Origin of the sequence: Salinimicrobium marinum (assembly GCF_014651535.1) — a bacterium.
GTDB classification, from domain to species: Bacteria; Bacteroidota; Bacteroidia; order Flavobacteriales; family Flavobacteriaceae; genus Salinimicrobium; species Salinimicrobium marinum.
In genome coordinates this window covers 122,356-138,696 of sequence record NZ_BMXB01000009.1, presented here as the reverse complement: position 1 = coordinate 138,696, position 16,341 = coordinate 122,356, and the positions used below count along the sequence as shown (strand labels likewise).

Here is a 16,341-nt window from a genome sequence, read left to right as displayed (position 1 = left end):
GCTCAAAAAATCACCCACAAAAAAAGCGACCAAGTCAAAAATACTTTTTTGCTTGATCGCTTTCATAAAATTACCTCAAAAGAGATAGTTTTTCAGTGCCCTCGTTTTTGGCCCCTGCTCTTTTACTATTGGCTTCCTGTGGTTCGTACCAGTACGCCGGTTATGAGCACGATGGGATATATTCCGCGGAAAACCGGGAGGCTGTGACGACCAATGATTATGATGAATCTTACGAAGAAGCTTTGTACTACAAGCAATTGTTTGCCCAACAGGCAGAGCAGTATAGTAATATACCTGAAGAAGGGGCTATTTTCACCAATATAGATGATTATAGTTCAGCCGGAATGTATGAAGATGAATCATTCATGCAGGACAGGATCGCTTACCAGGGAGGCAACGCTCCATGGGGAGACCAACCGGATGAGATCGCCATTAATATTTATAACAACAGTCCATATTTCTACGGTTCTTATATGGGACCTTACTATGCAGGAGGTTTTTATGATCCCTTCTGGATGGATAGATTTGGATATGGATACGGTTTCGGATGGAACCAATGGAGATATGGCTATGGGCACCACAATCCATGGAGATGGAATATGGGCTTTGGCTGGAATCATTGGGGGATGAACCGCTGGGGATGGAATGCAGGATGGGCTTATAACAACCCTTACTACGGGTATGGAAACTACTACGGAAATTCTTATTATGGCCGTAATAATGTATCCTACAGCAATAGCCGTCGTGACACCTATTCGAATGCAAACAATAATCTAAGGAGTAATTCTCAGGCTCGTTCTTCCAGAATTCAGAGCTATGCAAATTCAAGAGGGGTACGTGCAGACCGTAGTTCTGCTGTATTAAGAAGTAACAGATCTTCCAGCGATAGCAGGACGTACAGCACCAGGACTTCTAGAGTAGAATCTCCTCAAAGCAGAGCCAGAAGTAATTCGAATTCCATTTATCGCAGCAACAGATCTTCGGAAAGAAGTACGCAGGCAAGAAGCACCAGAAGTTCAAGATCTTATGATACTTCCAGCCAGGTACGAAGAAGCAGTTCAACTTCAAGAAGCACTCCTGCTGTAAGATCGTCTTCTTCAAGCTCCAGATCTTCAGGAACCAGCAGTGGGTCTTCAAGATCCAGCAGAGGAAGAGGAAACTAAAACTAAAACCTATTTTTAAATGAAAAGATTAATTTTTGCCTTCATAGCCCTCACCAGTGTGGCTATGGAGGCTCAAAATATTAACGACGCTGTGCGTTATTCCAGCTCAGACTTATACGGTACAGCAAGGTACAGAGCCATGAGTGGTGCTTTTGGAGCTTTAGGCGGAGATCTTTCTTCGCTGAACGTGAATCCTGCAGGATCTGCAGTATTTCTAAGAAGCTTTGGAAGTATTTCTTTAGATGTGGCTAATAAAGAAAATGAGGTAAGTTATTTTGATGGGTTTACTTCAAATTCAAACAACAATCTTGACCTGGGACAGGCCGGGGTTGTATTTGTTTTCGACAGCAACAACGAAAGTAACGCCTGGAGAAAATTTACCATAGGTTTCAATTACGCCAAAACCTCCGATTTTGAAGATGATTACTTGATTGCGGGAACAAATGCTCCTACTTCCATTGGAAATTATTTTCTCGATTATGCCAATGGTGTGCCATTAGATCTACTAATGCCCATGGATGACGAAACAGTATCTAGTCTGTATTCATGGCTTGGTGAAAATGAAGGATATGGATCGCAGCAAGCACTATTAGGATATCAGGGATATATCATTAATGCAGATAATCCAGATGATATGGAGAACAGGACTTATAATTCTGCCGTAGCCCAGGGCACTTATGATCAGGAATATACGTATGCTGCTACCGGAATGAATGGAAAATTCTCCTTCAACTTCGCTACCCAGTTTCAGGACAACCTTTACCTGGGGCTTAACCTGAACAGCCACTTCCTTGATTACGAGAGAGTGACCATCATGGATGAGCTAAACGAAAACGGAGGCGCTATAAACTCCATTTATTTTGAAGATAATTTAAGAACTGTAGGAAGCGGATTTTCATTTCAGCTTGGTGGAATCGCCCGGCTTGGCAACAGAGTTCGACTGGGTGCTTCGTATGAATCCCCTACCTGGTACTCTATTTCAGAAGAAACCACACAGTATCTTGAAACCAATGAAGCTGTTGTGAACCCGAATATTGTCAACATTTATCCGGAGTACACCCTTCAAACCCCCGGAAAATATACCGGAAGTTTGGCTGTGCTATTTGGCACTCAGGGTCTGATCAGCTTTGATTACTCTTACAAAGATTACTCGAACAATAAATTTAAGCCCACGGGAGATCCCGGCTTTAATGCCCAAAACACCCTTATGGAACAGAATCTAAAGGCTGCTTCTACCTACAGGATTGGGGGAGAATATAGAATAGAAGCCTTCAGCCTGAGAGGTGGATATCGATTTGAAGAAAGCCCTTACCAGAATGAAACTACCATTGGAGACCTTCAAGGCTATTCCCTTGGAGTTGGTTATAACTTCGGAAATGCGAGACTGGATTTTGCTTACGATGCTTACGACCAGGAAAGAAATCCGCAGCTATACCAGGTAGGCCTTACAGATACCGCCCTTATCAATAGAACCAATTCAAATTATACCCTTACTCTTAGTTTTGGGATATAAACGATATTAAGATTCCAAAAAGCAGCTTTACGGCTGCTTTTTTTATTTTATCAAAGTATAAACAATTGCGATACACCTTGATTGTCAAAAAAGGGTTTTAATATGTATCTTTGCAAGCCTAAACCGAAGTTTTCGACTTTTTTAAAAAGAAATATGAAAAAAGATAATATAGATGAAACCCTGGATGAGATGGGTGATGCTTTTGTAAGTCCTAATACCAACACCCCAATGCGGGAGGATGCATTCGAAAAAAGTGATGCTGAAAAAATTGAAATTATCCAGAATAATGTAAAGGAAATATTGGATACTTTAGGTTTAGACCTTACCGATGACAGCCTGAAGGGAACTCCCCGCCGGGTGGCAAAGATGTTTGTCAATGAGATCTTTAGTGGATTACATCCCGATGAAAAACCAAAGGCTTCTACTTTTCAAAATAAATACAAGTACGGCGAAATGCTGGTAGAAAAGAATATTACTCTCTATTCTACCTGTGAGCACCACCTGCTTCCTATTGTGGGAAGAGCACATGTGGGATATATTTCCAACGGAACAGTGGTAGGTCTTTCAAAAATGAACAGGATTGTTGATTATTATGCCAAGAGACCCCAGGTACAGGAAAGACTTACCATGCAGATCGTAAAAGAATTACAGGAAGTGCTGGGAACTGAGGATGTTGCTTGTGTGATCGATGCAAAACACCTGTGTGTGAACAGCCGCGGAATTCGTGATATAGAAAGCAGTACGGTTACCAGTGAGTACGGCGGAAAATTTAAAGATCCCGAAGCAAGAAGGGATTTCCTGGATTACATTAATCTGGATACCGAATTTTAAGTCAAACTCAGTTAAAAATTTGGAGTAACACTTCTATTTATGGCACTTTACAAGCAGCAGGAATTAAAAATCTATAATTCCATTTCAAAAGACAAGGAAATCTTCAAACCAATTAATGAAGGCAACATAGGAATGTATGTTTGTGGCCCTACGGTTTACAGCAATGTACACCTGGGTAATTGCCGTACCTTTATTTCGTTTGACCTTGTTTTTCGATACCTTAAACATCTTGGTTACAAAGTGCGTTATGTAAGAAATATTACAGATGCAGGACACCTTGAAAATGATGCTGAATCGGGCGAAGACCGAATAGCGAAAAAAGCAAGGCTTGAGCAGATAGAACCCATGGAAGTGGTTCAGAAATATACCGTTGATTTTCACAACATCCTGCAGAAATTCAACAATCTACCGCCAAGCATTGAACCAACGGCGACGGGACATATTGTAGAACAGATCGAGATCATCAAAGAGATCTTTGAAAAAGGCTATGCTTATGAAGTGAACGGATCTGTTTACTTCGATGTACTGAAATTCAACGAAACCCACGAATACGGAAAACTTAGCGGTCGAAAGCTGGAAGACATGATCCCGAACACCCGCGAACTTACAGCACAGAGCGACAAGAGGAATCCGCAGGATTTCGCCCTCTGGAAAAAGGCAGAACCGCAGCACATTATGCGCTGGCCTTCCCCATGGAGCGACGGTTTTCCGGGTTGGCACCTCGAGTGTACGGTAATGAGCTCCAAATACCTAGGTGAAGAATTTGACATTCACGGTGGCGGAATGGACCTCAAATTTCCACATCACGAATGTGAAATCGCACAGGGAGAGGCAGCAACCGGAAAGACTCCGGTGAATTACTGGATGCACGCCAATATGCTTACCCTTAACGGGAAGAAAATGGCCAAAAGCACCGGAAATAACATTCTTCCAACTCAAATCTTTAGCGGGGACAACGAGAACCTTGAAAAAGGCTTCCCTCCTACTGTAGCACGATTTTTTATGCTACAGGCGCATTACCGGAGTATTCTAGATTTTTCTAACGAAGCCCTTCTGGCAAGCGAAAAAGGATTCCACAGACTCATGGATGCTTATCATCTTCTGGATGAACTTCCCAATTCCAATTCCAGTTCTTTTAATGTATCGGAATGGAAACAGAAGTGCTATGATGCCATGAATGATGATTTTAACAGCCCAATACTTATTGCAAATCTTTTTGAAGCTGTAAAGCAGATAAACAGCATTAAAGAAGGAAAAGTTTCTATTACTTCTGAAGATCTTGAGCAGCTGAAAACTACCATGAGTGATTTTATTTTTGAAGTTTTAGGTTTGGTAGACATCCATGTTGCAGCCAATGATTCTTCTGAAAAACTTTCGGGCACCGTGGAGCTTTTAATAAAATTAAGAGCAGAAGCGAGAGCCAACAAAGATTTTGCCACCAGCGATCAAATTCGGGATGAACTGCAAAAGATGGGAATTCAGTTAAAAGACGGCAAAGAAGGCACTACTTTTTTTGTGAGCTAATATTTTTAAAATGATCTTATGCTGAAGAAATATTTATCATACCCGTTGATCTGGTTGATAAAATTTTATCAGCATTTTATTTCTCCACTGACACCTGCAACCTGCAGATACACTCCCACATGCTCCAGTTATACACTACAAGCCATCAAAACATACGGAGCCTTTAAAGGCAGCTGGCTGGGCTTGAAACGCATTGCCCGGTGCCATCCCTGGGGTGGTTCGGGCTATGATCCTGTTCCGGAGAAACTTCAGGAGGAAAATAATTCCTGAAAACCAACAAATATGTATCTTTACCTCAAACCTTAATATTACTGCATGCTCTTTACTAAGATCTACTGGAATCCTTCCGAAGGAATAGATTTGGGATTTTTCACCATTCATTACTACAGTTTAATGTTTGTGGTTGCCTTCACCATTGGCTGGTACCTGATGAAGCATATTTATGAACGGGAAGGAGTTTCGCTGGAAAAGCTGGACTCCCTTTTTATTTATACCGTTCTGGCAACCCTAATAGGTGCAAGATTGGGGCATGTTATTTTTTACGACTGGGACTATTTTCAAAATCACCTCCTCGAAATCTTTCTACCCGTACGCTTTGAACCGGAATTTCAATTTACAGGTTTCAGAGGACTGGCAAGTCATGGGGCAGCCATAGGAATTATTACTGCAATGTACCTATACTGTAGAAATGTGCTGCATAAGCCTGTTTTATGGGTTTTGGACAGGATTGTGATCCCTGTTGCCTGCGGCGGAATCTTTGTAAGAATAGGGAATTTCATGAATTCAGAAATAATAGGGAAGCCTACAAATAGTGATTTTGGAGTTGTTTTCCAGCAACTGGGAGAAGATTTTCCCCGGCACCCGGCGCAGATCTATGAAGCAGTTGGTTATCTTCTGGTATTCATTATCATATGGCTTACTTACTGGAAAACTGAAAAGCGAACAAAATTAGGCTATATTTTCGGATTATTCCTCGTGCTGTTATGGTCTGTAAGATTCCTTGTGGAGTTCATGAAAGAACCACAGGTCGGAGAAAGAGCAACCTGGGCGCTTAATACAGGACAGTGGCTAAGTATTCCGTTTATCCTTGCCGGTTTCTATTTTATGTTCCGGACTTCAACAAAACATCGTGTATAATGAAAAAGAAACCTTTCCTTCTAAGCCTTCTTCTTTGCGGCACTCTTCTTACAGCTTGTAATGATGATCCAGAACAGGAAGTGATCGAAACTGAGCCTGTGGAGTTCACTAAAGAAGGAGAACTCTACCTTGTAAAAACGGATGGGGACACTATACAAAAACTGGATATAGAGTTTGCAGAAACTACTTTTGAAAGAGAAACAGGGCTCATGTACCGAAAGAGCATGGCAACAAACCAGGGAATGTTGTTCCTGTATGACCAGGAAGCGCCACGTGCTTTTTATATGAAGAACACCTATATTCCCCTGGATATTATTTATTTCGGCAGTGACAGCACTGCAGTGAGTTTTCAGGAGAATGCAAAACCTCTGGATGAAACTCCGCTGCCTTCAGAAGCACCGGCACAGTTTATCCTGGAAATTAATGCCGGACTCGTTCAGGAATGGAATATTGAAACGGGTGATAAAATCGACTTCGAAAAAGACTAAATAACCAGTCTCTCTGATGTATTTCTGAAAGGCTTTTTCTGACCTCATTTTTTCCCGGATTCAATGATTCGGACGGCTTCAGGTATTAGTGTATTGTAAAAATACCAACACATCATTTCTGAAACATTACTCCCTCCCTCTTTCAACTCACCATTACGTCCTTCCTTTCACTCCAGCTCCATCAATCGATACCGTAAAGTACCTTTTTCACTCATTAGCACAACCTACTCCTTGCGCTGTACAAAGCCCTCAGTCTTCCTATTTCTTCTGATTATTACCCATTCCCAGTACCTTCCAGATGCAGATAAAGCTAACCGTCCGTAAGATTCTACTACAATCTGACCTTGTACCAAAAAAAAATGCCACCTGATTCTCTCAGATGGCATTGATTATTTAACCCGGAATTGATTATCCGCTAAAGCTTACGCAGCTTCTGCTTCACTCAATTTCTTCTTTGCATTTCTTTTATTCATTGTATCGTATGTAACAGGAGTTGCAATAAATACAGAAGAATAAGTACCAACGATCACACCTACAATTAACGCGAACATAAACCCTCTAATGCTTTCTCCTCCAAAGATGAAGATCGCAAGTAACACCACAAGAGTGGTAAGCGAGGTGTTCAAGGTACGGCTTATGGTACTGTTTACAGCGGCGTTGATGGTATCGTTTGCTGCCCAGCTGGTATGTTCATTGAAAAATTCCCTGATCCTGTCATAGATTACCACGGTATCGTTCAGCGAGTACCCAACCACGGTTAGGATAGCAGCAATAAACGCCTGGTCTATCTCCATGTTAAATGGCATGAACTTATACGTAAGGGAGAAAATACCCAATACGATCAACACATCATGAGTTACAGCCGCTACGGCACCTAAACTAAACTGCCATTTTCTAAATCGCAACAGGATATAAAGGAAGATCACCAACAGCGATCCTAAAACAGCCCAGATAGAGGCCTGCTTAATATCATCTGCAATAGATGGACCTACTTTAAGGGACTGCATAATTCCCAGCTCTCTTTCCCCTTCCCCAACAGCGAAGTTGTCATAACTCAAATCTGCAGGTAAATAAGGCTGAAGCGCTGAGTATAATTTCTGCTGGATTTCATTATCCACTTCAGTTCCTTCTTCTTCTACTTTATACTTAGTAGTCACTTTTATCTGGTTTGCAGCACCGAAAGTCTTGGCATTTGCACTACCAAATTCAGCGATCAGATCTCTTTCAATTTCCGTTGGATTCACTGTTTGGTCAAATCTTACAGTGTAACTTCTTCCTCCCACAAAATCAACTCCCTGGTTTAATCCTTGCGTTAATAAAGAAACTACGCTTATAAGAATTAAAATACCTGAAATGATATATCCAACTTTTCTTTTTCCGAGAAAATTGATATTAACATTACTGAATAATCCCTTGGTTGCCCCAGTAGAGAACTCTAAAGATTTACCGTTTTTACCATATCCGTCAATGAATAACCTTGTGATGAAAATAGCAGTAAATAAAGAGGTCGCAATACCTATTAATAAAGTAGTGGCAAAACCTTTAATTGGTCCTGTTCCAAGGATCAATAAAATAAAACCTGTAAGACCGGTAGTAATGTTGGCATCAAGAATAGAAGACAAAGCATTACTGAAACCATCTTTAATGGCATCTTTCTGCACTTTTCCTTTCGCAAGTTCTTCGCGAATACGTTCAAAAATAAGCACATTCGCATCTACCGAAATACCTATTGTCAATACAATACCAGCAATACCCGGCAAGGTTAGTACTGCGCCAAGCCCTGCAAGAATACCAAAGATAAAAAGGATGTTTACTACAAGAGCTACATCGGCATAAAGTCCGGCTTTACCATAATAGAAGATCATCCAAAGCAAGACAAGGATCAATGCAATCACGAAAGACATGATCCCGCTGTCGATTGCTTCCTGACCTAATGATGGCCCTACTACTTCACTCTGAATAATATCTGCTGAAGCAGGAAGAGCCCCCGCTCTTAATACGTTTGCTAAATCCTGACCTTCGCTAATGCTGAACTGTCCTGTAATCTCACTTCTTCCACCAGATATTGGTCCGCTGGAAACACTTGGTGCAGAATACACTACATTATCAAGTACAATTGCAATGGAAGTTTGATTTGCAGAAGCCTGTCCGGTCATTTCTTCCCATATCTTCGCTCCTCTTCCATTCATTTGCATACTTACCGCTACTCTACCAACCTGATCGTACGTCTGGATAGCATCTGTAATAACACTTCCACCTAATGCTGGCTCATTTTGTCTGTTACCTCTTAAAGCATACAAGGGCACCACATCACTATTCTCATCGGTGATCCCCCACGCGAATTTCACCTCCCTTAGTTCTGAAGGCAGTAAAGAGCGAATCTGTGACATTTTAAGGTAACTGTTCACCGTTGCAGTATCGGCAGCAGTGAAAGTTGCAAGAACAGGACCTCCCTGAAAGTTTGGCTGCACCATGGCATCAAACAAAGGATTCACCTGAGAAGCTACTTCGGTAGTATCTTCGGCAGCTGCAAGAAGAGCATCAATTTCGTCTTCCGGAGCATCTGTAGTATCAACTTCGGTTTCGGTTTCTTCAGCAACAATATTTTTTAGCGTGTTATTGGCCTGAACAAAGAAGTTCTGGAACTGGTTGCTGTTGTATACATGCCAGAATTCAAGTTCTGCAGTACTTTGCAAAAGAGCCTGCACACGATCAATTTCCCTTGCTCCCGGAAGTTCCACAAGGATCCTTCCTGAATTTCCTAACCGCTGAATGTTTGGCTGTGTAACCCCAAATTTATCTATACGCTTACGTAATACTTCAAATGCTGAACCAATGGATTCATCAATCTTTCTTCGGATGATTGGCTTAACATCGTCATTTGACATCTCGTAGTTGATCTCATCACTCAATGTCTTATTTGCAAAAACATCCGGAGACGCTAAACGAGCATTGGGAATGTTCTCGTAAGCATCAAAAAACAGATCTACATAATTTTCCTGGCTGTTAGCCTGTGCACGATCTGCTTCTGCCAATGCCTGGTTGAATGCAGGATCGTTGGTGTTGTTGGCAAGGCCGCGTAAAATATCTTTAACAGAAACCTGAAGGATCACATTGATACCTCCTTTAAGGTCAAGACCCTTATTTAATTCCTTGTCTTTTGCTGACTCATAGGTGATGCCTGCAATGATTTCCTGATTTCCTATGGAATCAAGATACCTCTGTTGAACGGTTTCCCTTACCTGAGGATAATTCTCTACATCCTCCCCGATTTTTTGTTCCGCAAACGCTTCGGCATCATTTTCAACTTTATTCGTAATGAACGTAAATGAAAGCTGATAAAGACATACCAGCCCGAATAAAATTGCGAACACCTTAACTAATCCCTTGTTCTGCATTATTGTTTAATTTATGGTCTAATTTTTAAAACGGACAAATATAGGCTTTCGAATAAGAAATCCCAACAATTTTTTTTTGAAAAATTTAACTCTTTCAGGATCCAGGGAAGTCTCTAAAAACCTGTGAATAACATACTTCCCCGGCTCCATTACAGAGCACTCTCATAAAGGCTTTCCTGCTCTTATAAACAAAAAAAGGAACCCGATTTTTAAAGCGGATCCCTTTTTGGATTTTTATAATATTTACAGCTGCATACTAGCTTTTAACATCCAGCAGTCCATTGGTTTTAGACACTCCTTCAGCACTTTCTTTTAGTTTTGCCTTTTCAGCATCATCAAGCTCGATTTCCACGATCTGCTCAATTCCGTTTTTACCGAGGATCACAGGAACCCCAATACAAAGATCATTAAGGCCGTACTCACCTTCCAATAAAGCTGAACAAGGGAACATTTTCTTTTGATCACACGCAATTGCCTGCACCAGGGAAGAAACTGCAGCCCCAGGCGCATACCATGCGCTGGTTCCGAGCATTTTGGTCAAAGTAGCTCCACCAACCTTAGTATCTTCTGAAATCTGACTGATCCTGTCCTCAGATAAGAATTTAGAAACCGGTACACTGTTTCTGGTAGCAAGTCTTGTCAATGGCACCATTCCGGTATCACTGTGGCCTCCAATTACCATTCCGTCAACGTCAGAAGAAGGACAATCTAAAGCTTCACTAATTCTATACTTGAAACGGGCGCTGTCTAAAGCTCCACCCATTCCTATAATCTTGTTCTTGGGAAGATTTGTAGTTTTGTGTACCAGGTAAGTCATGGTATCCATTGGATTACTTACCACTATAATAGTTACCTCCGGAGAGTGCTCAATTAAACTGGAAGAAACAGATTTCACGATATCTGCATTGATCCCTATCAATTCTTCACGTGTCATTCCCGGTTTACGGGGAATACCACTGGTGATCACTGCGATATCACTTCCGGCAGTTTTTGAATAATCATTAGTGCTTCCTGTTATTTTGGTATCGAAGCCAAGCAAAGAAGAAGTTTGCATCAGGTCCATTGCTTTACCTTCAGCATAGTTTTCTTTAATATCGATCAGAACCACTTCTGAAGCAAAATTTTTAATAGCAACGTATTCTGCACAACTGGCACCAACGGCTCCAGCTCCTACTATAGTAACTTTCATTTTATATGGTTTTTTGTAAAGATTAGTACTAGTTGCTAAAATACGAATTCTATTACAGATTTACGCAAAATATGGAGCTAAAAGAGGCGTTTTTAGAGCCTGAAATGCAGGCCTAAATTAAGGTTATAAAATTTTCCCACACTAAGGGCCGAAGAGATTGTAAAATCGGAAAAATTGTAATTGATCCCCAAATCACCTTTGAACTCTTTTTCATTATTATCAAGGGTTCCCAAAGCATTATTCAAAGGCGCCAAAGCCACCCCGGAACCACCCATTGTATAATTAAAATTTGAATTGGTCACACCCACGGCTGCAAGAAATTCCCATCCCGAATTATCAAAGCTTTTGGATGAAAGCAACTGGAACAACCAAAGATCTGCATCCACCTCAATATCATGCAACTTCACAATACGCTCCAGTTCAATGGGATCATATTCATATAAAACATCAAATTTACTGTAAGCTATCAGGGCAGCAAACTGAAAATCTGTAGGGCGTGAAAAATTAAAATATTGATTAAAGTTATGCTTTAAGCCCACTGCATACGTACTAACACTTATATCATCTATCGTGGTTTCCGGCAGGAAACGCACAGAAAGATCTGTATGATAAGGAAGTCCTACAGAAGCTTGGATAAAAGGATGCGCAACCATCTTCTTGTCGATTCCATCTATAGCATCAAAAGTGAAATCCTCGGTTTGTCCAAGAAATTGGATCTGCCCTTCAAAAATTACATCTGTAGTACCACCAAAACCGGTAGGTATATCGGCTGCAGTAGCGCCCTGGATATGGAATGTCTGGTAATTGTCATTTGAGATAGCAACAGTTCTTTTATCTTCAGGCACAAAAAGCGCATTCCCATGGACTGAAATTTCTACCTGCCATAAATCAAGACTCTTTGCCGTAGTAAACCAACCGGCTCCAGACTGAAAAGTAGCAGCTTCGGCCGCAGGGGAAGCGAAGTCATCTGCAACCTTAAGCATATCATTAATAAAAAGGCCTACATCATTTTGTGCTTTTACAGAAAAAGAAGCACAAAACAACACAAGACAAGCTGTGCATTTAAGAGTATTTTTCAAGATTCTAAAATTTGGGGGTTAATCAGGGGTAAATGTAGTAAAAAATAACAGCAGAATATCGTCCTTTTTTCTTTCTTACAGCCATTAACAGGCCGGTTGCAGTTCTAAATCCCTGCAATATTTCAGCTTTCGGATATTTTGATTTTTCCGCAAAAAATTCACCTTCCTACAAAATTTGAGCAGGATGATTTCCCTTTCAGATATAAAAACAAAAAAGGCTGTTTAAAAAGCACTTTTGTCGTCAACCTGCCCCATAATTAACTGGTAGATCAGGTTCTGTTAAATTCTGAAAATCAGAACTATGAGATTCTGAAACAAATTCAGACTGACGTTTTTAAAGCTTTTTAAACAGCCTCTTTAGAGACCTTATTAAAAGGGATTACGCATCAATATTTGCATACACTGCATTCTTCTCAATGAATTCCCTTCTTGGCGGAACTTCATCTCCCATTAACATAGAGAAAATCCTGTCGGCTTCCCCACTGTTATCTATCGTTACCTGTCTAAGCGTTCTGAATTCCGGATTCATAGTGGTATCCCACAATTGTTCCGCATTCATTTCCCCAAGACCTTTATATCGCTGCACACTTACCCCGCCGCTATAAGAATCGGCTATTTCATCGCGTTCTTTATCACTCCAGGCATAACGTTTTTTTGAGCCTTTTTTCACTAAATATAGTGGTGGAGTGGCAATAAAAATATGACCTGCCTCGATCAATTCTTTCATGTATCTAAAGAAGAAAGTAAGTATCAAGGTAGCAATGTGACTACCATCCACATCGGCATCACACATAATCACAACTTTATGATATCTTAATTTTGATAAGTTAAGCGCCTTGCTATCCTCTTCGGTACCAATGGTTACCCCAAGAGCGGTATAAATATTCTTAATCTCTTCATTCTCGAACACCTTATGGCTCATGGCTTTTTCCACGTTTAGTATCTTACCCCGTAAAGGTAAAATTGCCTGGAAATGACGGTCACGACCTTGTTTTGCCGTTCCACCCGCAGAATCTCCCTCTACCAGGAACACTTCACTTTCAAATGGATCCTGAGAAGCACAATCTGATAGTTTACCCGGTAAACCACCACCACTCATCACTGTTTTACGGTGCACCATTTCCCGTGCCTTCTTCGCAGCATGTCTTGCCTGTGCAGCCAGAATTACTTTCTGAACAATGATTTTCGCATCATTAGGATTTTCTTCCAGATAGTTCTCAAGCATTTCCGAAACCGCCTGTGAAACAGCGGAAGTCACTTCCCTGTTTCCAAGTTTGGTTTTTGTCTGCCCTTCAAATTGAGGTTCCGCCACCTTTACCGAAACAATAGCAGTAAGACCTTCCCGGAAATCATCTCCGGAAATCTCAAATTTCAGTTTGTCCAGCATCCCAGAAGCATCTGCATACTTCTTTAGAGTAGTCGTTAACCCCCTTCTGAATCCGGCCAGGTGAGTACCTCCTTCATGAGTATTAATATTATTTACATAAGAATGTAAATTCTCATTAAAAGAAGTGTTGTACACCATTGCAACCTCAACAGGAATATCATTCTTCTCCCCTTCAATAGCAATCACATCACTAATAATAGGCTCTCTTGTGCCATCAAGGAATTTTATAAACTCTTTAAGTCCTTCTTCGGAATGGAATTCTTCAGAAATATACTCTCCTTTTTCATCTTTCTCCCGTTTGTCTGTTAGCGTAATACGGATTCCTTTATTTAAAAAGGCAAGCTCCCGCATACGGCTGGCAAGGGTTTCATAGTTATATTCGGTAGTTTGCTGAAAAATGGTGGGATCGGGTTTAAAAGTAACCACCGTACCTCTTTCTGTGGTTTCTCCCACAGATTTCACAGGATACATTGGCTTCCCTTTCTCGTATTCCTGCTCCCAGATCACCCCTTCACGGTAAACCGTAGCTTTCAGGTTGTCTGAAAGGGCATTCACACAACTCACACCTACCCCGTGTAAACCTCCCGATACTTTATAGGAATCTTTATCAAATTTCCCTCCTGCACCAATTTTGGTCATTACCACCTCAAGGGCAGAAACTCCTTCTTTTCGGTGAAGGTCTACGGGAATACCACGACCATTATCTTTGGTAGTGATTGAGTTATCTTCATTAATGATAACGCTAATCACATCACAGTGCCCGGCAAGAGCTTCATCAATAGAGTTATCTACCACCTCGTAAACCAGGTGGTGCAAACCTCTTATTCCAGTATCTCCAATATACATGGATGGACGCATTCTTACGTGCTCCATTCCCTCCAGCGCCTGAATACTATCTGCCGAATAACTGTCTCTTTTAACCTCTTCGCTCATATATAAATACGTTAAAATTTTGTCAAATTTCAATAACGAACAAATATAAGAATAAACGGTCTTTTTAGCCTCTTCCGTACTACATATAAGGCTTGAAGTTATCAACAATTTATGTGGAAAAAATGCCATTTCCCAGGAATCCGGACATTTGCTATTAATTTTCTCAGAAATGAGAAGGAATCAGCCTTTAATGAAGTCACAGGTACTTCTATAGAGTATTTTCCAAATTACTTTTAGCCGAACTTTTCCACAGGTGCAGCTTCTTCTTCAGTAAAGTGAAAACCGGGCGTAAAAAACTCGGTTTTTTAATCTGAATTATTTAAATAATCAGAAAAACATTAACTAACTTTAAACAATCCTTTAACTTATCAATGCTTTAGGGAAGATTATATTTATCAAAAATATCAAAACAATAGATTATGAAGAATATTATGTTGATGGCTGCCATAATTTTAGGCTGCCTTGGAACATCAGAAATTAAAGCTCAGGATAATGACGGTAAAACAGGAAACCCTAATTTCTCCAAAATGGATGTAAGTCCAATGGACGTGGCCCTGTTTCGTAACCAGGAGGAAGAGGCTGTAGCCCGCGTACTTTATAGCCGACCTCAAAGGAGAGACCGCGAAGTATTCGGAAAACTGGTTCCTTTTGGGGAAGTATGGAGAACTGGGGCAAATGAAGCAACAGAGCTCACATTGTATAAAGATATGATGGTAGGTAACGAAACTATTAAAGCAGGAACTTACACGCTTTACACAATTCCTGAAGAAAATGAATGGACCGTGATCCTTAATAAAAGCACCAATGTATGGGGAGCTTATGATTATCACGTGGAACAGGACATGGCGCGAATAAAAGTACCGGTAAGAAGAGCCCAGACTTCCATTGAATCCTTATCCATGGCTTTTGAACCTTCAGAAGAAGGAGCAAAACTATTAATTGGCTGGGATGACAGGTATGTAGAGGTTCCTTTCAAGGATCCCGGCATGTAAAACAAGTTTTAGAATTGAAAAAAGCGCCTGTTGGCGCTTTTTTTATGGGATATTCAAATACTTATGCGTTTGAAGAGAGACCTTCCATTTCGGATTTTTCATTACATAATCCACAATCAGCGGGATGATCTTTTCTCTTTTACTCCATTCCGGTTGTAGATACAAAATACAGTCTTTTCCAACCTTTGCAGCCTGTTCTTCTGCAAATTCAAGGTCATGTTTATTAAAAACGATCACTTTCAGCTCGTTTGCCACGGGATAAATTTCCTCTGTAGGCAACTTTATCTTTTTAGGTGAAAGACAAATCCAGTCCCATTCCCCCGAAAGTTTGTAAGCTCCAGATGTCTCAATATGAACCTTGCATCCCCGTTCTCTTAAGTTAGTAGTAAGAGGAGCCATATTCCAGGTAAGCGGCTCGCCTCCCGTAATCACGATCGTTTTACTGCTGGAAATAGCATTTTCAATAATCTTTCCAATATGTGTGGGAGGATGTAAGCCGGCATCCCAGCTTTCCTTCACATCACACCAATGGCAACCAACATCACAACCGCCAATTCGTATAAAATAAGCAGCCGTTCCTTTATGAAATCCTTCTCCCTGAATGGTATAAAACTCTTCCATCAAAGGAAGCATAATACCTTTATCAACCAATTCCTGTGTTTCTTCTGTAATCATAGCCTGCAAAGATAAGGAAAAAGCTGTGGAAA

General features: G+C 40.8%; 14 protein-coding genes. 9 read left to right on the top strand and 5 right to left on the bottom strand.

Features of this window, described 5'->3' with window-relative positions:
• From IE056_RS18505 to IE056_RS12020, 8 genes are all read left to right on the top strand, one after another.
• Window positions 1-207: hypothetical protein (locus IE056_RS18505; RefSeq protein WP_229793746.1), on the top strand; the 207-nt coding region annotated here is incomplete at its 5' end.
• Window positions 204-1,163, top strand: coding sequence for a hypothetical protein (locus IE056_RS12050; protein ID WP_229793745.1), 960 nt, complete (start codon window positions 204-206; stop codon window positions 1,161-1,163). The genes IE056_RS18505 and IE056_RS12050, both read left to right, overlap by 4 nt.
• A gap of 19 nt (window positions 1,164-1,182) precedes the next feature.
• Complete coding sequence (locus IE056_RS12045; protein ID WP_189604960.1) at window positions 1,183-2,676, top strand: OmpP1/FadL family transporter; 1,494 nt, start codon at window positions 1,183-1,185, stop codon at window positions 2,674-2,676.
• Between the two features lie 153 nt (window positions 2,677-2,829).
• Window positions 2,830-3,507 (top strand): GTP cyclohydrolase I FolE, encoded by a 678-nt coding sequence (gene folE / locus IE056_RS12040; protein ID WP_189604959.1) that lies wholly within the window; start codon window positions 2,830-2,832, stop codon window positions 3,505-3,507.
• Window positions 3,508-3,546: 39 nt separating this feature from the next.
• Window positions 3,547-5,031 carry a cysteine--tRNA ligase gene (gene cysS, locus IE056_RS12035; RefSeq protein ID WP_189604958.1) on the top strand — a complete coding sequence of 495 codons (1,485 nt, stop codon included), beginning with the start codon at window positions 3,547-3,549 and terminating at the stop codon, window positions 5,029-5,031.
• An 18-nt stretch (window positions 5,032-5,049) separates the two neighbouring features.
• Window positions 5,050-5,301: a membrane protein insertion efficiency factor YidD gene (gene yidD, locus IE056_RS12030; protein WP_189604957.1), complete on the top strand. Its 252-nt coding sequence runs from the start codon at window positions 5,050-5,052 to the stop codon at window positions 5,299-5,301.
• A gap of 45 nt (window positions 5,302-5,346) precedes the next feature.
• Entirely contained in the window at window positions 5,347-6,168 is an 822-nt protein-coding gene (lgt, locus tag IE056_RS12025) for a prolipoprotein diacylglyceryl transferase (RefSeq protein ID WP_189604956.1), read from the top strand.
• On the top strand, window positions 6,168-6,656 hold the full coding sequence (locus IE056_RS12020; protein ID WP_189604955.1) for a DUF192 domain-containing protein: 489 nt from the start codon (window positions 6,168-6,170) through the stop codon (window positions 6,654-6,656). Before lgt ends, IE056_RS12020 begins: the two co-directional genes overlap by 1 nt.
• A gap of 422 nt (window positions 6,657-7,078) precedes the next feature.
• On the opposite strand, the gene secDF is transcribed toward IE056_RS12020, so the two are convergent.
• The 4 genes from secDF to gyrB form a co-directional block, all read right to left on the bottom strand.
• Entirely contained in the window at window positions 7,079-10,054 is a 2,976-nt protein-coding gene (gene secDF, locus IE056_RS12015; RefSeq protein ID WP_189604954.1) for a protein translocase subunit SecDF, read from the bottom strand.
• A gap of 256 nt (window positions 10,055-10,310) precedes the next feature.
• On the bottom strand, window positions 10,311-11,243 hold the full coding sequence (gene mdh, locus IE056_RS12010) for a malate dehydrogenase (protein WP_189604953.1): 933 nt from the start codon (window positions 11,241-11,243) through the stop codon (window positions 10,311-10,313).
• Between the two features lie 92 nt (window positions 11,244-11,335).
• The gene (locus IE056_RS12005; protein WP_189604952.1) at window positions 11,336-12,322 is read right to left on the bottom strand and encodes a DUF6588 family protein; all 987 of its coding nucleotides are present in this window, start codon (window positions 12,320-12,322) and stop codon (window positions 11,336-11,338) included.
• A gap of 379 nt (window positions 12,323-12,701) precedes the next feature.
• Window positions 12,702-14,642: a DNA topoisomerase (ATP-hydrolyzing) subunit B gene (gyrB, locus tag IE056_RS12000; RefSeq protein WP_189604951.1), complete on the bottom strand. Its 1,941-nt coding sequence runs from the start codon at window positions 14,640-14,642 to the stop codon at window positions 12,702-12,704.
• 419 nt (window positions 14,643-15,061) lie between these two features.
• Between gyrB and IE056_RS11995 the strand changes: the two genes are divergently transcribed.
• Window positions 15,062-15,634, top strand: coding sequence for a DUF2911 domain-containing protein (locus IE056_RS11995; RefSeq protein WP_189604950.1), 573 nt, complete (start codon window positions 15,062-15,064; stop codon window positions 15,632-15,634).
• 42 nt (window positions 15,635-15,676) lie between these two features.
• Here IE056_RS11995 and IE056_RS11990 read toward each other — a convergent pair whose 3' ends face one another.
• Entirely contained in the window at window positions 15,677-16,309 is a 633-nt protein-coding gene (locus IE056_RS11990) for a 7-carboxy-7-deazaguanine synthase QueE (protein WP_189604949.1), read from the bottom strand.
• Between the last annotated feature and the right edge of the window lie 32 nt (window positions 16,310-16,341).